We start from the raw sequence: 18,595 nt of genomic DNA on the forward strand, positions 1-18,595 counted from the left end.
GCCGCCGCTTCCGTACGATGATGCGATGACACAGCAGCCCACCTTCGACGAGATCCGCCGAGCCCCCAAAGTACTTCTGCACGACCATCTCGACGGTGGCCTGCGACCCCAGACGATCATCGACCTGGCCCGTGAGAGCGGGTACGACAGACTGCCGGCCACCGAGGCCGGCGCGCTCGGCGACTGGTTCCGCGAGGCGGCGGACTCCGGTTCGCTGGAGCGGTACCTGGAGACGTTCGCGCACACCGTCGGCGTCATGCAGACCCGTGAGGCACTGGTGCGTGTCGCGGCCGAGTGCGCGCAGGACCTCGCCGACGACGGCGTCGTGTACGCCGAGGTGCGGTACGCGCCTGAGCTGCACACCTCCGGCGGCCTCAGCCTCGACCAGGTGGTGCAGGCCGTGCTCGACGGCTTCCGCGAAGGGTCGGACGGCCGGGGGATCCGGGTGAACAGCCTGCTCACCGCGATGCGCCACCAGGCGCGCTCCATGGAGATCGCCGAGCTTGCCGTCCGGTACCGCGACGTCGGCGTCGCCGGGTTCGACATCGCCGGCGCGGAGGCCGGGTACCCGCCGACCCGCCACCTCGACGCCTTCGAGTACCTCCAGCGGGAGAACTCCCACTTCACCATCCACGCGGGGGAGGGCTTCGGGCTGCCGTCCATCTGGCAGGCCATCCAGTGGTGCGGCGCCGACCGGCTCGGCCACGGCGTGCGCATCATCGACGACATCCAGGTCGCCTCGGACGGCACCGCCAAGCTCGGACGGCTCGCGGCGTACGTACGGGACAAGCGGATCCCGCTGGAGATGTGCCCCACGTCCAACCTGCAGACCGGCGCGGCGTCGTCCCTCGCCGACCACCCCATCGGGCTGCTGCGGCGGCTGTACTTCCGGGTGACCGTCAACACCGACAACCGCCTGATGAGCGGCACCAGCGTGTCCAAGGAGTTCGCCGGTCTCGTCGACGCGTTCGGGTACGGATGGGATGACCTACAGTGGTTCACGGTGAACGCCATGAAGTCGGCGTTCCTCCCGTTCGACGAGCGACTCGCCATCATCAACGGCGTCATCAAGCCCGGTTTCGCGCAGCTCAAGTGGCAGGCTTGAGCATCGCCCCGAAGGCGTTAGCGTGGTGAACGCCCCGCGTAACGGAGAGGTATCGGTGAGCGAGCCGTGAAGCCGCAGATATTCAGATCCACGATCGCCTGGGTCCTCGGCTGGTTGTGGATGGCCTTCGCCGCCTTCAACGCCGTCGACCTCATCCTCAACGGCCGCATCCCCTCCGCACTGGTCGCCGGCGCCGTCCTCGCCGTCCTCACCGCCGCCGTCTACATCGGCTGCCTCCGCCCCGGCATCCTCCCCAGAGAAGACGGCATTCTGGTCCGCAACCCCCTGCGCAACATCTTCATCCCGTGGAAAGCCGTCGACAACATCCACGTCTCCCACGCCATAGTCATCGAGTCCGGCGACGAGTCCGTCCGCTGCTGGACCCCCCAGTCCAGCGCCAGGGAACGCGCCAAAGCCACCCGCCGCGGCACCACCGTCCCCACCCCCTCCGGCCGCTACCCCACCACCCACCCCCAACTCCCCAAACCCCAACAAGATGCCGCCAAAGCCTTCACCGGCCGCACCCACGCCGACTGGGTGGCCCAACAACTGACAGAAACCGCCACCCAGAAATCCCGCCTCCCCGGCGACCCCCTCCCCCTGACCACAACCTGGTCCCCCTCAGCCCTGGGAGCCCTCGCCGCCGCCCTGATCCTGGTGATTGCCGCCTTGATCACCGCCTGACCGAGCCGTGCCGCCTGTCGGCTGTGCCGCCTTGATCACCCCCGCACTCAGCCGCGCTGCTGGTCGGCTGTGCCGCCATGGATCGCGGCGTCCCCTGATCCCCGTCCATGTCGGAGCTTCTCCCGGCGCCGCGACGGCGGGAACCATCTATGGCGAAGCCGGCGCCGTCGTACGGCGGGTCGTCACAGGTGGAGGAGTCGGCTGAGGTCGGACTTCAGGGTGTCCAGGTCGTGGGAGGCCTGGCGGCGAGCCTGGGGGACGTCCTCGGAGGTGGGGACGGGGACGACGACCTCCAGGTAGCACTTGAGTTTGGGTTCGGTGCCGGAGGGGCGGATGATCACGCGTGCGTCGCCGGACAGGACGTAGCGGAGTGCGTCGGTGGGGGGGAGGCCGTCGAGGCCGGTGGTGAAGTCGTCGGTGGACAGGACTCGGCGGCCGGCGAGTTCCGTAGGGGGAGTGGCACGTAGACGGGTCATCGCGTCGGTGATCAGGGAGAGGTCGGCGACGCGGACGGAGAGGGGGGACGTCGCGTGCAGGCCGTAACGGACGGCCTGGTCGTCGAGCAGGTCGGACAGGGTGCGACCTTCGGTGGCGGCGGACGCGGCCAGCGCGGCGACCGTCAGGGCCGCGCCGATGCCGTCCTTGTCGCGGACCGGCAGACCCTCGTCGGACCCGACGGTGTAGCCGAGGGCCTCTTCATAGCCGAACACCATGCCGTCCCCGGCCTTCACGATCCACTTGAAGCCGGTGAGGGTCTCGGCGTGCCGCACCCCGTGCGCCGCGGCGATCTTCCCGAGCAGCGACGACGACACGATGGACGCGGCCACCAGCCGATCAGGGGCCGACGTCCGCGTGATGACGTACTCCCCGAGCAGCCCTCCGACCTCGTCCCCGGTCAGCATGCGGAACCCGCCGTCGGCCGGCACGCCGACCGCGCACCGGTCGGCATCGGGATCGTTGGCGATGATCAGGTCGGCCCCGGCGCGAGCGGCGAGCCCAAGCGCCAGATCCATGGCCCCGGGCTCCTCAGGATTGGGGAACGCCACCGTCGGAAAATCCGGATCAGGCGTGAACTGCGCCTCCACCGGCACCGGCTCGGCGAAGCCGGCCGCCGCGAAGGCACGCAGCAACAGCTCCCCACCCACCCCGTGCAGCGGTGTGTACACGACCTTGAGATCACGTGCCGACCCCAGCGGCAACGATCGGACCGCCGCCAGGTACGGCTCCACGATCGCGGCGTCGGTCAGCGTCTCCCACCTCGACCCGAGCGGCAGCCGGTCCACGGCTCCCACCGAGTCGATCGCCGCCGAGATCTCGGTGTCCAGCGGCGGCACGATCTGGGCCCCGTCCCCCCAGTACACCTTGTACCCGTTGTCCCGAGGCGGGTTGTGCGACGCCGTGACCATCACTCCGGCGTCCGCGCCGAGATGCCGCACCGCGAACGCCAGCACCGGCGTCGGCCAGTGCTCGGCCATCAGCGACACCCGCAACCCCGCGCCGGTCAGCACCGCCGCCGAGTCCCGCGCGAATGTCGAAGACATGTGCCGCGCGTCATACCCGATCACCACATGCCGTCCGGCACCGAGCCGCGCCGCCAGCCCGGCCGCGGCGCGCATCACCGTCACACGGTTCATCCGGCCGGGCCCGGCCCCGAGCTCCCCCCGCAGCCCGGCCGTCCCGAACTCCAGCTTCCCCTCGAACCGGTCCGCCAGCGCCGCGTCGTCCCCCCGCGCGAGGAGGTCCGCCAGCTCCTCACGGGTCGCCGGATCGGGATCCTGCGCGAGCCACGCACGCGCACGCTCCCGCAGCTCTTCCACCCCTGACACCTCTCCGGTGGCCGTCACAGCTTCCCGACGACCTTCCCCAGCAGCACACCCATGCGCGCCGCCGTGGACCGGCCCACCGCGAGAACCTCCTCGTGGTTCAGCGGCTCACCGACCAGCCCGGCCCCCGGATTGGTCACCAGCGAGACCCCGAGCACCTCGGCCCCGGCCTCCCGCGCCGCGATCGCCTCGAGCACCGTGGACATGCCGACCAGGTCACCCCCGAGCGTGCGCAGCATGCGGATCTCGGCGGGTGTCTCGTACGTCGGCCCGCGGAACGCGACGTACACCCCTTCGGCCAGCGACGGGTCCACCTCACGCGCGAGGTCCCGCAGCCGCCGCGAGTACACCTCGGTAAGGTCGATGAACGTGGCCCCGGTGATGGGGTTGGCCCCCGTCAGGTTGATGTGATCACTGATCAGCACCGGCTCCCCGACATCTTGCGTCTCCGGCCGCAACCCCCCGGCCGCGTTGGTCAGCACCACCGTCGACACCCCGGCCGCCACCGCCGTGCGCACCCCGTGCACCACCGGCTCGACCCCACGCCCCTCGTACAGATGCGTCCGCCCCAGAAACACCAGCCCGAACCGTCCCGGAGCCGTCTCCACCACCCGCACCCGCCCCGAATGCCCCGCCACCCCAGGCGGCGCGAACCCCGGCAACTCGGTGACAGAGAACTCCGCCACCCCCCTCCCCACCGCGTCAGCCGCAGGCACCCACCCCGACCCGAGCACCAGCGCCACCTCGAACGCCGCCACCCCACTCAACTCCCGCAGCCGCCGGGCCGCCTCCGCCGCCAACTCATACGCATCTCTACTCACAGCAGCGAGGCTACAACCCATCTCCGACGACGACCACAATGCGTAATGCGAACGTATTACGATGCCCTGCGGAGAAACGGAGAGAGGCGGTGTGCATGGCGGACAGGGTTGGCGAACTCGCCGCTCACTACGACACGCACGACACGTCCGCGGAGTTGGCGCAGGCGGTACCGGCAGGGCCTGTCCCCGCCGGAGAAGTGATGATCGTGACCTCGCTACGACTCCCCAAGCCCGTCATGGACCAGGTACGGGAACGGGCTCGTGCGCGGGGGGTCAAGCCGACCGCTCTGATCAGGGAGTGGGTCGAGGCCGCGCTGGCCGACCGCGACGCCGTCGTCCCGATGAGTGTGATCATGGCCGCGGTCATGGAGTACCAGCAGAAGCGAGCCTCGTGACCTCAATCGCCGATCGACGTGCAGGGACGGCCGCGTAGGTCGCGGACGTAGTCGTCGGGAGCGCCGGCTTTCTCGGCGGCGTCGGCGAGGATGCCGAGGTAGCGGGCCGAGGGGAGGCCGCCTTCGTAGTCGTCGAGGACGTAGAACCAGGCGAGGACCTCGCCGTCCAGGGTGGCGACACGAAGTTTGACCTTGTGGTAGAGGCCGAGGACGGCGCCTTCCCACTGGTCGAGGGAGGGCTCGTCCCATTCGGGGACGTCGTAGAGCACGACGAAGACGTGGTCCTCGGGGTCCTCGGCGATGGTGGCGAGTGCGCCTTCCCAGCCGACGTCGGCGCCGCCGAAGGTCAGGCGCCAGCCTTGCAACCAGCCCGTCCCGCGCATCGGCGAGTGGGGGGCCCGCTGGGCCATCTGCTTGGGGTCCATGTTGCTGCCATAGGCGGCGTAAACCGGCACGGCACACTAGAGTAATCCAAGATCGCCTTGACGGGTGATCAGGAGGTCACGACATGCGGGTCATCGGTGTCGATCTTCCGGCGATCACCCGGCGAACCCGGGGATTTGTAGGGGTTTTTTCGGCATAATTCGAGCTTTTACTGGTCTACCCCACTTCTCATTGGCCATCGCACACCGTGCACCGGATGACATGCGGGACAATGGGACATGTGACGAGGATTGTGATCATCGGCGGCGGACCAGGCGGATACGAGGCGGCGCTGGTCGCGGCTCAGCTCGGGGCCGAGGTCACCGTGGTCGAACGCGAAGGGCCCGGTGGCGCCTGCGTGCTCACCGACTGCGTGCCGTCCAAGACGCTGATCGCCACCTCCGTACGCAAGCAGGCGCTGCTCGACGCGTCGTCGCTCGGGGTGCGCTTCACGGGGGGACCGGACGGCGACGCCGGCGGCGTCATGGCCGACATGCCGCTGGTCAACAAACGTGTGAAGGAACTGGCCCGCCACCAGTCCGCCGACATCGCGGCCCGGCTGGTCGCCGAAGGCGTCGAGATCGTCGAGGCGCCGGGACGCCTGGTGGACCCCCGCATCGTCAAGGCCGGGGGCCGCACCATCCAGGCGGACGTGGTGATCGTGGCCACCGGCGCGACCCCGCGCGTGCTGCCAGGCGCCGAGCCGGACGGCGAGCGGGTGCTCACCTGGCGTCAGCTCTACGACCTGGACGAACTGCCCGAGCATCTCATCGTCGTCGGCTCGGGTGTCACCGGCGCCGAGTTCGCCGGCGCGTACCGTTCCCTCGGCTCGGAGGTCACGCTGGTGTCGTCCCGCGACCGCATGATGCCGAACGAGGACGCCGACGCCGCCGAGGCGCTGGAGAACGTCTACCGCCGCCGCGGCATGAACGTCATGGGCCGCTCCCGCGCCTCGTCGGTGAAACGCACCGACGACGGGGTGGTGGTCACGCTGGAGGACGGCAGGACGGCCGAAGGCAGCCACTGCCTCATGACGGTCGGCATGATCCCCAACACCTCCGGCATCGGGCTGGAGGACGCCGGGGTCACGCTCGACCGCGGCGGGTTCATCCAGGTCGACAAGGTGTCGCGCACCTCGGCCCCCGGCGTGTACGCGGCGGGGGACTGCACCGGCGTGCTGATGCTGGCGTCGGTCGCCGCCATGCAGGGACGGATCGCGGTGTGGCACGCGCTCGGCGAGGCCGTACAGCCGCTGCGCCTCGCCACCGTGGCGTCCGCCATCTTCACCGACCCCGAGATCGCGGCCGTCGGCGTCGCGCAGCGGCAGGTCGAGGCCGGCGAGATCGAGGCCAACGTCGTCAAGCTGCCGCTGGCCACCAACGCGCGGGCCAAGATGCAGGGGTTCCACGACGGCTTCGTGAAGCTGTTCTGCCGTCCGCACACCGGCATCGTGCTCGGCGGCGTGATCGTCGCGCCGCGCGCGTCGGAGCTGATCCTCGGCCTGTCGGTCGCCGTGCAGCACCGCCTCACCGTCGACCAGCTCGCGCACACCTTCGCCGTCTACCCGTCCCTGTCGGGTTCGATCACCGAGGCGGCCCGCCGCCTCATGCTGCCGACCGCCACGGTGATCTGAGGCCTACCGCAGGCGGGCCCGCATGCGGCCGAGCGCCTGATGGCCCTGCTGTACGGCGTGCGCGACCTGCGCCAGGTCCTGCTCGGCGTGGGCCCGCTGGAGCATGTTCCTGGCCGCCTCGTAGGCGTCGATGGCGTGCCGCCAGTCCTGGTCGCCGCTGCCGCCGTCGGTCGCGTTGTGGATCTGGAAGTCGAAGTCGAGCGAGTCGATGGCCTCACCGAGCCGGGTCACGTCCTCCTCGGCGGCCCTGCGCGCCGCGGTGAACCGTGCCGCGCGCTCCAGCCTGCCGCGGTGCGCGACCCCCCAGAAGATCAGGGTCAGCACCAGGCCGACTCCGCTGACCACCGCCAGCATGAGCCCGAGGTTCGACCCGCCGCCTCGCGAGGTGTCCGTACGGTCCCGCGGGGCCCGGCCCGCGACGTCGTCCTCCGGCAGCTCCGACGTGCTGCCCTGCGCGTCGTCCGGCACGTCCTCCGGCTCACCGAGCGCTCCGGTGAGGTTCAGGTCGTCGGCCTGGGTGAACGACGCACCCTCCACCTTGGCGTCCCGCAGGTCGGCTCCCTTCAGCTCGGCCTGCGTGAACACCGCCTCGGTGAGGTCGGCCCCCCGGAACACCGCGTAGTCCAGCTCCCCCTGGGTGAGCTCGGCCTCCGGCATCGTGGCACGGCTGAAGTCCGCCTTGCGCGCGTCGACCTGACCGAGCTTGGCCTCGGTGAGGTCCGCGTCCACCAGCGTCGCGTCGGTGAACTCGGTCTGGCCGAGGTCGGCCCGCCGGAACTTCGCCCCCGTGAGGTCGGCGTGCGGGAACTCCGCCTGCGCGCCTTCGACACCGTCGAGCACCGCGCCACGGAAGACGGAGTGCTTCGCGTGCATCTGGCCGATGTCGGCGTCCGTCAGGTCGGCCCCCGTCAGATCCGCGTACTCCAGCTTCGCCTGGGTGAGGTCCGCCTCCTTCAGCGACGCGTTCTTGAGCAGCGCGCCTGAGAGGTCCTTCTGGATCAGGTCGACCGCGTCGAGCTTGGCCCCCGTGAGGTCCGCGCACCGCAGGTCGGCGGGTAGAGCCGCACCGCCGGTGAAGTCCTTCCCCTTGTACTTGGCCCCCGACCCCGGCCGGCACGGCGCCACCTCGGCCTCCGCCACCGCCGTCCCTGACAGCCCCAGCACGACCCCGGCGACGACCAGGGCGATCACACCACGCAACGCAGCCTCCTCTGAACTGCGCCAAGTGTGACATCCCTGGATATACGCCAGGTTGCACTCACCTTGCGGATCACTTTCCCACCCTGAGGAACACCGAAGGCCCCGGCAGGAGCCGGGGCCTTCGAACGCCGTGACCTGTCGCGAGCAGGTGGGTCTACCAGTCGCCGCCGCCGCCGAAGTCGCCTCCGCCGAAGTCGCCGCCGCCACCCCAGTCTCCGCCGCCGCCCCAGTCGCCACCGCCGCCGCCGAAGTCGCTTGAGGCCTCCTGGTAGCCGGCGTCGTAACCCGCGCCGTAACCGCCGTAGCCGCCGAAGCCGAACCCGCCGAAGGAGCTGCCGAGCATGGTGCCGATGAGCATGCCGGTCATCAGGTCGCCGCCGAAACCGCCGTAGTAGCCGTACGCGTACGGCGCATAGGCGGGGCCGGCGTCCCAGTAGGGACGACGGTGGCCGTCGACCATGACTTCACGCATCTGCGGGTCGTAGCCCTGGTCGACGCGCTGCGCGTCCATGGCGCACGCCGGGACGTTGCGCGGCGCGCCACCGGGAGGAGCCCAGGTGACGTCACGCACGGACGGGCCGTGCTGCGGGTTGAAGAAGCACGGCGCGCGGCGCTCGGGGACCGGCTGGTTGTTCACCCGGGCCTTGACGCAGGCCAGCGCGTACCGGCCCTCCTCCAGGATGGACGTCACGCCGCGCAGCTCGTCGGCCTTCTTGACATTGGCCAGCTCGTTCTTGGCGCGCTCGTAGGAGTCGAGAGCGTTGCGCCAGTCGTCCTGGCCCTTGGCCGGGTTGTCGGCGAACTTGACGTCGAGGTCCAGCGCGGTGATCTCCTCACCGAACTTGGTGACGTCCTCGTCGACGGTCTGCTTGACGGCGGCCAGCTCGGCGGCCTCGCGCGCCTGACGCTTGCGCTTCTGCCTGCGCGAGTAGAAGAAGATGCCGAGCCCACCGGCCAGCGCCAGCACCAGGATGCCGATCAGCACCCCGCCGCCACCGCCGCCACCGGCCGCGCTGCCGGACTTGAGCGCGCCACGGGTGTCACCGCTGACGGCCTTGTCGACACGGTTGACGAAGTCCTCCATGCCGGTGACGAGGTCCTTGTTGTTGCTGGTCGCCGCATTGGCGAGCTGGCCCGCGAGCCCTGTCTTACGGATGGCGCTGGACCCGGCGAACAGCGTGTTGCCGTCCAGCACGGCCACCGTGGCCCTCGGCCGGCCGGCGGAGCTCAGCTCACGGCCGAGCGCGGTGATGAACGGCCCCGCGCTGGCGTTGTCGACGGTGCCGTCGGCGAGCGCGGCCACGTAGATCTTGCTGTCGGCGCCTTCGAGCGTGTCACGGATCTTGCCCAGGTCGTCCTGGGAGATCGTCACGCCGGGGCCGACGTACAACGGGTCGCTGGTCTTCCACGCGGCGAGCACGGTGCCCGGGTCGGGCGGCGCAGCCGCGAGCGCCGCGGACGGCGACGCCAGGAGCGTCAGAAGGCCGGCCAGCACCGCCACGACGGTGGCGGCGGCACGGCGCGTCATGATTTTGGTCACGGCTATATGCCTCCTTCGTCCTACAGGACGAATGGCGGGTCGGCAGGGTTCCTCGATCGCCACGCTATCTTCATCCGGATCGGAATCCGATCCGGATCGAAGATCATGCGTCCTTGATCTCGCAGATCGCGGCACCGGCCGTGACCGTCTGCCCCACCGCGGCCGCGAGGCCCGTGACCGTGCCACCTTTGTGCGCGGTGAGGGGCTGCTCCATCTTCATGGCCTCCAGGACCACGATGGTGTCGCCGGCGGCCACCGAGTCGCCGTCGGCCACCGCGACCTTGACGATGGTGCCCTGCATCGGGCTGACCAGCGCGTCACCGCTCGCCGCGGCGGCCGTGCCCCGGCCGGCCGACCTGCGGGCCGGCTTCTTGGCCTCGCCGCCGCCGCGCCGTGCCGCGACCGCTCCGGCCGGCAGCACGACCTCGAGACGCTTGCCACCGACCTCGACCACGACCCGCTCGCGCTCGGCGGGCTCCTCACTCGCCGCCACATCACCGGCGTACGGCTCGACGCCGCCGGCCCACTCGGTCTCGATCCACCGGGTGTGCACGGAGAACGGCTCACCGGTGAACGCCGGATCGCTCACCACCTTGCGGTGGAACGGCAGCACCGTCGGCATGCCCTCGATGACGAACTCGTCGAGCGCGCGGCGCGACCGCTCCAGCGCCTCGGTGCGGGTGCGGCCCGTCACGATCAGCTTGGCGACCAGCGAGTCGAACGACTGCGGCACCGTCATGCCGGGCTCGTAACCCGCGTCGAGACGCACACCGGGGCCGGACGGCACGCGCATGGTGGACAGCGTGCCGGGGGCCGGCAGGAAGTTGCGGCCGGCGTCCTCGGCGTTGATCCGGAACTCGATGGAGTGGCCGCGGATCTCCGGGTCGCCGTACCCGATGGCCTCGCCGTCGGCGATGCGGAACATCTCGCGCACCAGGTCGACGCCGGCGACCTCCTCGCTCACCGGGTGCTCCACCTGCAGGCGGGTGTTGACCTCGAGGAACGACACGGTGCCGTCCTGGCCGATCAGGAACTCGCAGGTGCCGGCGCCGACGTACCCCGCCTCACGCAGGATGGCCTTGGACGAGGTGTACAGCAGGTCGCGCTGCTCGGCGGTGAGACAAGGCGCCGGGGCCTCCTCGACGAGCTTCTGGTGCCGCCGCTGCAACGAGCAGTCGCGGGTGGACACCACCACGACGTTGCCGTGCGTGTCGGCGAGACACTGCGTCTCGACGTGCCGGGGCCGGTCGAGGTAGCGCTCCACGAAGCACTCGCCGCGGCCGAACGCCGTGACGGCCTCGCGCACCGCCGACTCGTACAGGTCGGGGATCTCGTCCAGGGTGCGCGCGACCTTCAGGCCGCGGCCGCCGCCGCCGTACGCCGCCTTGATGGCGATCGGCAGCCCGTGCTGCTCGGCGAACGCGACCACCTCGTCCACGCCGCTCACCGGATCAGGAGTGCCGGCCACGAGCGGCGCGCCGACCCGCTGCGCGATGTGCCGCGCGGCGACCTTGTCACCGAGCGCGGTGATCGCGGCAGGCGGCGGGCCGATCCAGGTGAGCCCCGCGTCGATGACCGCCTGCGCGAAGTCGGCGTTCTCGGCGAGGAAGCCGTACCCCGGGTGCACGGCGTCCGCACCCGCCTCGGCGGCGACGCCTAGCAGCTTGCCGATGTCGAGGTAGGTCTCGGCGGGTGACTGCCCGCCGAGCGCGTACGCCTCGTCCGCCATGCGCACATGCAGCGCGTCGAGGTCTTGCTCGGCGTACACCGCGACACCGGCCAGGCCGGCGTCCTTGCATGCGCGGGCGATCCGCACCGCTATCTCGCCACGATTGGCGATCAGGACCTTCTGCACCGAGGTCGTCCCTTTCCCTGTGAAAGGCCCGGTGGGCCTTCAACGGAGTTTAGGCGTCCTCTGATCGGTCGTGAGCACCTACCCCGACGTTTCGTCCCCCTATATTGGCCACGGTTCCGCCGACCAACGGTGATAACCAGTGGGCATAACCCGTGCGAGAGGGCCCTTTTGACGTCTAGGGTGAGTGCGTTTGGCTACCCCCTGTCATGCACCCATCCTGAAGGAGACCGCATGAGCCAGAGCCTGCTCGGAGGCGACCCCGCCGAGATGCAGAACATGGCCGCCCAGTTCACCCAGCAGGCAGAGCAGGTCCGCCAGACGATGGCCGCCCTGGACCGCGAAGCCGCCAAAGTGGGTACCGCCTGGACCGGCCCCGGCGCCAACCGCTTCAACGGAGCCTGGCAGAACTACCGTCAGGCCTTCCAGCGCATGTCCGAAGAACTCGCCGAAGCCTCCCGCATCATCACCACCTACCGCGGCAACATCGAGTCCGCCACCCGCTGACCTGTCGGCACGCCTCCGACCGGACCACTCCGGCCGGAGGCGGCCAAGACGGACGGCACCGCACGGCCCCAGCGGCCAAGGCGGACGGCACCGCACGGCCCCAGCGGCCAAGGCGGACGGCACCGCACGGCCCCAGCGGCCAAGGCGGACGGCACCGCACGGCCCCAGCGGCCAAGGCGGACGGCACCGCACGGCCCCAGCGGCCAAGGCGGACGGCACCGCACGGCCCCAGCGGCCAAGGCGGACGGCGCCGTACGGCCCCAGCCGATCCGGCCCGCGGTAAGACCGTCGTACCCGACCGCCACCGCCGCTCGGCCGGCTCCTCACGGCGGGCAAGACGGCGTCAGTGCGGCCTGGACGCACCGGCCACGCAGCAGGAGCCGGCGGCACTCGACCCGTCGTCTCTTGGGCTTCTCACGGCGGGTAAGACGGCGTCAGTGCGGCCTGGACACACCGGTCACGCAGCAGGAGCCGGCGGCACTCGACCCGTCGTCTCTTGGGCTACTCACGGCGGGTAAGACGGCGTCAGTGCGGCCTGGACGCACCGGCCACGCAGCAGGAGCCGCCACACTTGACCCGTCGTCGCCTGGGCTTCTCACGGCGGGTAAGACAGCGTCAGTGCGGCCTCAAGGGATGACCTTGGGAGGGGGTCGGAATGGAATCTGAGCGTGGTGCGGGGGAGCGTGGCGCGTCGGCGATCGAGTTGGCGATGATCATGCCGGTGGTGCTGATCGTCATTCTGCTGATCGTGCAGATGGCGCTGGTGTTCCACGGACGGCAGGTCGCGGACGCGGCGGCTCGGGAGGGTGCGCGGATCGCGCGGGCCGCCGGTGCCGACGGTGGTGAGTGGCGGAGTGCCGCGGAGACGAAGGCGCGGTCGATCGTCCGGGCCGTGGGGCCGAAGATGCTCCAGGGGGTCGGGGTCCGGGCCTGGGAGAAGGGGGACCAGCGGGGGGTGACCGTCGAGGGGGCCGCGGTGGCGGTGGTGCCGCTTCTTCCCGGGATGTCGTTCACGATCACCTCGACGTTCGGCGGGCCGATCGAGTGTTTCCGGCCAGACGACGGCTCGCAGGACTGCGGCTGACCCCGAGGCGCAGGCCGCAAGGTGTCGATCACGTCGTGAGGGCCGCCTGGATGGGGGTCGGGGTGCCGCTGGTGATCAGCAGACCGCGGCCGGGAGGGCCCCCTACGGTGCCTCGGGGGAGGCGGATGTTGAACAGGTCGCCGTCGGCTGGGCTCTGGATGCTCAGCAGCAGGCCGGTACGAGGCTTGCGGGACTCGGCGATGAAGCCGCGGTAGGCGGTGGCCAGGTCGCCGGTGGTGCCGGCGAGGATCATGGCGTGGTCGCCGTCGCGGCCGGTGCGCAGAGTGTCCTCCAGGGACTGGCCGAGCGGCGTGTCGGGGGAGATGAGCTCGGCGTCGTCGACGATCACGACGTACCGGCTGTGGTCGCCGACGGTGGACGGCAGATCGCCGTCGGCGGCGAGGACCCCGAGGACGCCGGGGGTGCCGTCGAGGTCGCGCAGCGGAGTACGGCGGGGGGCCACGACGACGACGGGGGTGTCGCGGGCCAGCAGGGAACGCGCGGCGGTCATGAGGGCCGAGGACCGGCCGGACCGCGCCGGTCCCGCGACGACGGCTGCGGGACCCTGGCCGGCCAGGTCGACCCCGAGCGGCGTCAGGGAGTCGCCGCCGGCGCCGAACAGGGCCCACAGCGCAGACGGCGGGCTGAAGCCGGGGGAGAGCGCGAGAGCTTCGGCGGCGGTGATGCGCATCGGCAGCGCGTCCACCCGCAGCAACCCCTCAGGCGCGGGGAAACGCCGCGCGGCGGCCCTGGCGAGCGCCTGCAGCTCGGCCACCTGGGCCGGGCCGGACGGGTCCTCGGTGAGCAGCGCGATCTGGCTCTCCACCACCCCCTGCTCGGTGACCGACAGCGCACGGCCCGGCGGCATGGCCGACGGCAGCCCGCGCGCGGGAAGCCCGGCGAGACCGTAGTCGGCGGGATCGGCGAGCCGCATGATCAGCCGGTCCTCGAACAGGGTCGAGATCTGGCCGAGCAGACCGGACCGGTCGGCGGTCACCACGGCACGCAGCCCCACCGCCGGCCCCTCACGCAGCAACTGCATGAGCGCCTCCAGCAGCCGGCCGTAGTCGTAGCCCTCGAACGCCGCGGCGAACCCCTCCCACCGGTCGAGCAGCAGCACCAGCCACGGCATCGGCGGCAGCCCCCGGCCGGGTTCGCGGCGCCACGCGGCCCGCGCCTCCGCCAGGGACGCGTACCCGGCCTCGGCGAGCGCCTGCTGCCGGCGGCCCACCTCGGTCCGCAGCCGCGTGAGCAGCCGTTCCACCCGGTCGAGCTGGTCGCGCGTCACCACGGCGCCGCAGTGCGGCAGCGCGACGAGCGGCATCAGCGCACCGGAGCCGCAGTCGATGGCGTGCACGTGGACGTCACGGGGTGAGGCGTGCGCCGCGATGGACCCGGCGACGGTCCGCAGCGCCGTCGACCGTCCGGTGCGTGCCGTGCCGGCGATGAGCAGGTGCCCCCCGTGCGCCGGGTCGAGCACCAGCGACCGCCGTGACTGCGCCGCCGGCAGGTCGGTGATCCCGAACGGCAGCGGCGGCACCTCGTCGGAGCCGGACGTGGGCCGCGCCGGCTCGAGCACGATCCCCGAAGGCAGCGGCGGCAGCCACGGACTCGGCTGTTCCGGCACCTTGAGCAGGCGCGCCGCCTCCACGACGGCGTCCACGAGCACCGCGAGATCGCTGGCGGGCCCCGCGGTGAGCCCCGCCGTCGTACCGGTGGCCGCGAGCCGCAGCGGATGGCCGAGTTCACGCCACCCGAGCTCCGCGATCCGCGGCCCGGCCGCGACGCGTCCCGTCTCGGCCGTACGGCCCCCGATGCGGGCCGTCTGCACCGCCTCGGCCGCGGCGACCCCCGACCGCACATAGCACCGGCCAGGCGTCGACTTGGAGATGTGCGCGGCCTCGGGCCCGGCGATGATGTCCGCCGACTCCGAGGGCTCGGTGACCCGCAGCGCGATGCGCAGGGACGTGTTGGCCTGGATGTCCGCGGTGACCACACCTCCGGGCCGCTGCGTCGCGAGGATGAGGTGGATGCCGAGCGACCGTCCGCGCCGCGCGATGTCCACGAGCCCGTCCATGAAGTCCGGCAGCTCCGACACCATGGCCGCGAACTCGTCGATGATCAGTACGAGCCTGGGCAGCGCCGCCGACGACCGGCCGTTCGGCGTGGCGGGCTGGTCGCGTAACTGCTGGTAGTCGTCGATGTCCTTGGCCCCGGCCGCCAGCAGGAGCCGTTCCCGCCGCCTGATCTCGGCCGCGAGCGACGCGAGGGCCCGCTGCGTGAGGTGCTCGTCCAGGTCGCTGACCATGCCGACGGTGTGCGGCAGCCGCACGCACTCCTTGAACGCCGCGCCACCTTTGTAGTCGATGAGCACGAACGTCATCTCGTCCGGCCGGTTGGCCACCGCGAGCGAGCAGATCAGCGTCTGCAGCAGCTCCGACTTGCCGGCCCCCGTGGTGCCGGCCACGAGCGCGTGCGGCCCGTCCCTGCTGAGGTCGACGCGGAACGGCCCGTCGGCCCCCATGCCGATCGGCACCTCGGTCGTACGGCCGCCGTCCCGCCACCGCGCCGCGACGGCCCGTCCGCTGGGGGTGAGTTGCAGCAGGTCGAGCAGCCGCACCGACCCCGGCAGCGCGGCCCCGGCGTCGTCGCGGCTCACGTCACGCAGCGGCGCGAGCGACCGCGCCAGCCGTTCGCCCCACGCGGTCGTCACCCGGTCGGCCAGGATGTCCCCGAGCGCCTCAAGACCCCCGCCGCGCAGCCGCAGGAAGCCGTCGGCGGCGCAGTCGACGACGGTGGCGCACTCCTCGGGCAGCAGCCGCTCGTCATCGTCGATGGCGAGGGTGTACACCCCTGCGCGCGGCCCCTGCCGCAGCACCTGCGGCATGCCTGGCAGCGCGCGCAGCACCTGCGCGCCGTCCAGGATCACCAGCACGTCGTAGGGCCGGTCGTCGTAGGACGCGAACAGCGGCTCCTCGTCGGTCCGTGACCGTCCCCAGCCCTTCATCGACGGCAACCCGAGCCCGAGCGCGTCGTCGTCGCCGAGGCGCGACGAGATCAGCGCCGCGAGCTCCGCGACCCGCTGCGCCGCCGCCTCGGGGTCGGCCCCGACCAGGGCCACGCAGTCGGCGTCCCTCGGCGCGCAGTGCGGCAGCCAGCGGGTCCAGTTCCACCGCGCGGCCCCGTCGGCGCCGGCCGACAGCACGACCACGGCGAGGTCGCGGGGACTGTGCAGGGTGACGGCCGAGCCGAGGAGCGACCGCGCCACGCCGAGCACCACGTCACGCGGCCCGGTCATGCCGGCGACGCCGAGCCGCCGCATCGCCAGCGACACCGGCACGCCTGCCGATGTCGGCGGCTCGGGCAGCACCGTGTCCGGCGGCGCGCCGCGTTCCGGTACGAACTCGATCTCGGCCGGCAGGTCGGCGAGCCCGATGCGCAGCCGCAGCGCGTCGGGGTCGTGGCTGCGGCGCTCCCACAGCCGCCGCCGGGGCCCGGTCGCGGTGAGCAGCAGCTCGGCGGGGTCGGGGGACGCGGCGCGGCGTTCGACCTCGTTGACGGCGCGGGCCTTGTCGAGGGATGCGTGGAACGCCACGAGACGCTCGCGGTACGCCTTCATGTCCTGCCGGTACTTGCGCTTGCCGTGCCGCCGGTCGCTGACCCACTGGCCGATCATGATGAGCGGGGTCATCAGCGCGATCAGCAGGTAGTACCAGGCCTGGAAGACGATCATCATGGTGAGCCCGAGCACCGCGGGGAGGCACGCGGCCAGCAGTTGCAGCCGCACCCCCTCGCCGCGCCTCGGCTCGGCCGGCACCTCGAACCTGCGGTGCCGCTCGGCGGGGTGCAGGCGCGGCGGCCGGTTGTACGCCAGCCCCCCTTCCGGCAGCGCGTCCAGGTGCGCGTCAGGCGGCTCGGTGGCGCGCAGCACCAGGACCGACGTGCCGCACGTCAGCGGCGCACCCTCAGGCCAGGGCCGCGGCCCGGTCAGCGCCTCGCCGGCCAGCAGCGGTGCGGAACGGGTGGTGCCGCGCCGCATCGCCTGCACGATCTCGACGTGCCGTGTGCCGTCGTCGCCGCCTTTGCGCCGCCTGCGCCGCCGCCGGGGCTTGACCGGCGGCAGGACCGGCGCGTCGAACGCGCGCACCAGGATGTCGCCGGGGGTGACGCGGATCTCGGCGGCCTCCTGGGCCAGCTCGGGGTCGTCCAGGGACACCGAGCAGGCCTGGCCCGACCCGATGACATGCACACCGAACCCGAGCCGGTGCACCGACCCGGCCGCGGGCCCGCCGACGACCCGCAGCTCGACGACCCCGGCGGGTTCCGACAGCACGGTGGACCCGGCGGTGCGCTGGTCGAGCGTGACCAGGTCGCCGTCCCGCAGCGCGGCCGTCACCGTCGCGGCGGGGTCCAGCCGCCTGCCTTCGACCCACAGCGACGGCTCGTCGGGCCGTGGCCCGCCTGCGCCGAGTCCGTACGGCGCGCGGGCTCTCAGCCGCACGACGTTGCCGAGCTCCCCGCTCGGCGCGCCTTTCAGCGCGGCGGCGAGTGCGGCGATCGTGGTGTCGTCGTCGCCATCGACGATGACGTCGCGCCCCCCGTGCTCCGAGAGCACGGTAAGCATGATGCGCATGCGGCGTTCTCCTCCGGGTCCGGCTCCCCGGGCTTCAACGTAGCCCCGCCGAGCGCGCCGGGGCCGGAGGTTTACGCCAACCAGACCGGTAGGTGCCGGTCCCGCTACTCCACTTTCCTGCCGTCGGGGCCGACGACGTTCCACATGCCGCCGAACTCCTCACGGCCCTGACCCTTGGTGTTCCCTTCCGCGGTGTCGCCGCTGTAGTAGTACAGGGGGTGCTTGTCGTAGCTGATCTGCTTGGTGCCGTCGGCGCGGGTCACGGTGCCGAGCAGGTCCTCCTTGACGTCCTCCCCGGCCTTCGGCGCGTCGCGCGTGGCCGCTGGGGGCCACCAGGTGAGGCACTCAGCGGAGCAGGCCTTGGGGTCGTCCTTCTCGAAGACGTACAGGGTGCGGCCCTGCTCGCCGACGAGGATCCTGCCGTACCGGGACTCGGCGGTCTTGACGGTGAGCTTCTCCGGTGTCGGCAGAGGCGTGGCGGCGGGGCCGCCGGGGGACGCCGTACCGCTCGGTGTGCCGGTGGGTGTGCCGCTCGCGGTGAGGGTCGCCGTGGGGGTGGCCTTGCCGGCGGTACTGTCGGCGGCCTTGTCGTAGCGGGGTGAGGCGGCGCCGCCGCACGCGGTCGCGAGCAGCGCGGTGGCGGCCAGCCCGAGGCCGGCCAGGATTCTGTACATGCCCCCTCCGTTCACAAGAACTCCGGGCCCGTGCGCGGCCCGGACGACGATCTACTGAAGGGGTCGCCGGTCATCGTTCCCGCTGAGGCGTGTTTGACCCCCGTGACCCGGGGCCGAATGACCGAGCGGGAAACCTCCTACGTCCGGGAGACGTCCAGGAGGTTTCCCTGGTGGGGAAGTTATCCACAGGCACTTGTGGACGGAGCTGAGGATAACGCCGG

14 protein-coding genes are annotated in these 18,595 nt (G+C 71.8%); 6 read left to right on the forward strand and 8 right to left on the reverse strand.

Going from position 1 to position 18,595, the window contains the following annotated elements:
* Nucleotides 1–25 precede the first annotated feature (25 nt).
* Together BJ992_RS06855 and BJ992_RS06860 are read left to right on the forward strand one after the other, a co-directional pair.
* Nucleotides 26–1,105: an adenosine deaminase gene (locus tag BJ992_RS06855; protein WP_184979086.1), complete on the forward strand. Its 1,080-nt coding sequence runs from the start codon at nucleotides 26–28 to the stop codon at nucleotides 1,103–1,105.
* Nucleotides 1,106–1,171: 66 nt separating this feature from the next.
* Complete coding sequence (locus BJ992_RS06860) at nucleotides 1,172–1,789, forward strand: hypothetical protein (RefSeq protein ID WP_184979087.1); 618 nt, start codon at nucleotides 1,172–1,174, stop codon at nucleotides 1,787–1,789.
* A 182-nt stretch (nucleotides 1,790–1,971) separates the two neighbouring features.
* On the opposite strand, the gene BJ992_RS06865 is transcribed toward BJ992_RS06860, so the two are convergent.
* Nucleotides 1,972–3,615, reverse strand: coding sequence for a phosphohexomutase domain-containing protein (locus tag BJ992_RS06865; protein ID WP_184987675.1), 1,644 nt, complete (start codon nucleotides 3,613–3,615; stop codon nucleotides 1,972–1,974).
* 14 nt (nucleotides 3,616–3,629) lie between these two features.
* Nucleotides 3,630–4,433 carry a purine-nucleoside phosphorylase gene (locus BJ992_RS06870; protein WP_343072520.1) on the reverse strand — a complete coding sequence of 268 codons (804 nt, stop codon included), beginning with the start codon at nucleotides 4,431–4,433 and terminating at the stop codon, nucleotides 3,630–3,632.
* A 95-nt stretch (nucleotides 4,434–4,528) separates the two neighbouring features.
* On the opposite strand from BJ992_RS06870, the gene BJ992_RS06875 reads away from it, so the two are divergent.
* Nucleotides 4,529–4,828 carry a hypothetical protein gene (locus tag BJ992_RS06875; RefSeq protein WP_184979089.1) on the forward strand — a complete coding sequence of 100 codons (300 nt, stop codon included), beginning with the start codon at nucleotides 4,529–4,531 and terminating at the stop codon, nucleotides 4,826–4,828.
* Between the two features lie 2 nt (nucleotides 4,829–4,830).
* On the opposite strand, the gene BJ992_RS06880 is transcribed toward BJ992_RS06875, so the two are convergent.
* On the reverse strand, nucleotides 4,831–5,283 hold the full coding sequence (locus BJ992_RS06880; protein WP_184979090.1) for a gamma-glutamylcyclotransferase: 453 nt from the start codon (nucleotides 5,281–5,283) through the stop codon (nucleotides 4,831–4,833).
* Between the two features lie 209 nt (nucleotides 5,284–5,492).
* On the opposite strand from BJ992_RS06880, the gene BJ992_RS06885 reads away from it, so the two are divergent.
* Nucleotides 5,493–6,884, forward strand: coding sequence for an NAD(P)H-quinone dehydrogenase (locus BJ992_RS06885; RefSeq protein ID WP_184979091.1), 1,392 nt, complete (start codon nucleotides 5,493–5,495; stop codon nucleotides 6,882–6,884).
* Between the two features lie 3 nt (nucleotides 6,885–6,887).
* On the opposite strand, the gene BJ992_RS06890 is transcribed toward BJ992_RS06885, so the two are convergent.
* The 3 genes from BJ992_RS06890 to BJ992_RS06900 all read right to left on the reverse strand — a co-directional run bounded on the left by BJ992_RS06890 (nucleotide 6,888) and on the right by BJ992_RS06900 (nucleotide 11,479).
* Nucleotides 6,888–8,075, reverse strand: coding sequence for a pentapeptide repeat-containing protein (locus BJ992_RS06890; protein ID WP_343072968.1), 1,188 nt, complete (start codon nucleotides 8,073–8,075; stop codon nucleotides 6,888–6,890).
* 163 nt (nucleotides 8,076–8,238) lie between these two features.
* Entirely contained in the window at nucleotides 8,239–9,624 is a 1,386-nt protein-coding gene (locus tag BJ992_RS06895) for a hypothetical protein (protein ID WP_343072521.1), read from the reverse strand.
* Between the two features lie 103 nt (nucleotides 9,625–9,727).
* Nucleotides 9,728–11,479 (reverse strand): ATP-binding protein, encoded by a 1,752-nt coding sequence (locus BJ992_RS06900; RefSeq protein ID WP_184979093.1) that lies wholly within the window; start codon nucleotides 11,477–11,479, stop codon nucleotides 9,728–9,730.
* A gap of 231 nt (nucleotides 11,480–11,710) precedes the next feature.
* Between BJ992_RS06900 and BJ992_RS06905 the strand changes: the two genes are divergently transcribed.
* Nucleotides 11,711–11,983: a WXG100 family type VII secretion target gene (locus BJ992_RS06905; RefSeq protein ID WP_184979094.1), complete on the forward strand. Its 273-nt coding sequence runs from the start codon at nucleotides 11,711–11,713 to the stop codon at nucleotides 11,981–11,983.
* A gap of 655 nt (nucleotides 11,984–12,638) precedes the next feature.
* Nucleotides 12,639–13,067 (forward strand): TadE family protein, encoded by a 429-nt coding sequence (locus BJ992_RS06910; RefSeq protein WP_184979095.1) that lies wholly within the window; start codon nucleotides 12,639–12,641, stop codon nucleotides 13,065–13,067.
* 28 nt (nucleotides 13,068–13,095) lie between these two features.
* Here BJ992_RS06910 and BJ992_RS06915 read toward each other — a convergent pair whose 3' ends face one another.
* Together BJ992_RS06915 and BJ992_RS06920 are read right to left on the reverse strand one after the other, a co-directional pair.
* Nucleotides 13,096–17,700, reverse strand: coding sequence for a type VII secretion EssC family protein (locus BJ992_RS06915; RefSeq protein WP_184979096.1), 4,605 nt, complete (start codon nucleotides 17,698–17,700; stop codon nucleotides 13,096–13,098).
* A 104-nt stretch (nucleotides 17,701–17,804) separates the two neighbouring features.
* Nucleotides 17,805–18,374, reverse strand: coding sequence for a COG4315 family predicted lipoprotein (locus BJ992_RS06920; RefSeq protein WP_184979097.1), 570 nt, complete (start codon nucleotides 18,372–18,374; stop codon nucleotides 17,805–17,807).
* Nucleotides 18,375–18,595 lie beyond the last annotated feature (221 nt).

This window comes from Sphaerisporangium rubeum (assembly GCF_014207705.1).
GTDB lineage: Bacteria > Actinomycetota > Actinomycetes > Streptosporangiales > Streptosporangiaceae > Sphaerisporangium > Sphaerisporangium rubeum.

Excerpts from the sequence above, each read along its gene's own strand:
- BJ992_RS06855 (WP_184979086.1), top strand. The coding sequence starts at position 26 with ATGACACAGCAGCCCACCTTCGACGAGATCCGCCGAGCCCCCAAAGTA.
- BJ992_RS06875 (WP_184979089.1), top strand. The coding sequence starts at position 4,529 with ATGGCGGACAGGGTTGGCGAACTCGCCGCTCACTACGACACGCACGAC.
- BJ992_RS06905 (WP_184979094.1), top strand. The coding sequence starts at position 11,711 with ATGAGCCAGAGCCTGCTCGGAGGCGACCCCGCCGAGATGCAGAACATG.
- BJ992_RS06910 (WP_184979095.1), top strand. The coding sequence starts at position 12,639 with ATGGAATCTGAGCGTGGTGCGGGGGAGCGTGGCGCGTCGGCGATCGAG.
- BJ992_RS06915 (WP_184979096.1), bottom strand. The coding sequence starts at position 17,700 with ATGCGCATCATGCTTACCGTGCTCTCGGAGCACGGGGGGCGCGACGTC.
- BJ992_RS06920 (WP_184979097.1), bottom strand. The coding sequence starts at position 18,374 with ATGTACAGAATCCTGGCCGGCCTCGGGCTGGCCGCCACCGCGCTGCTC.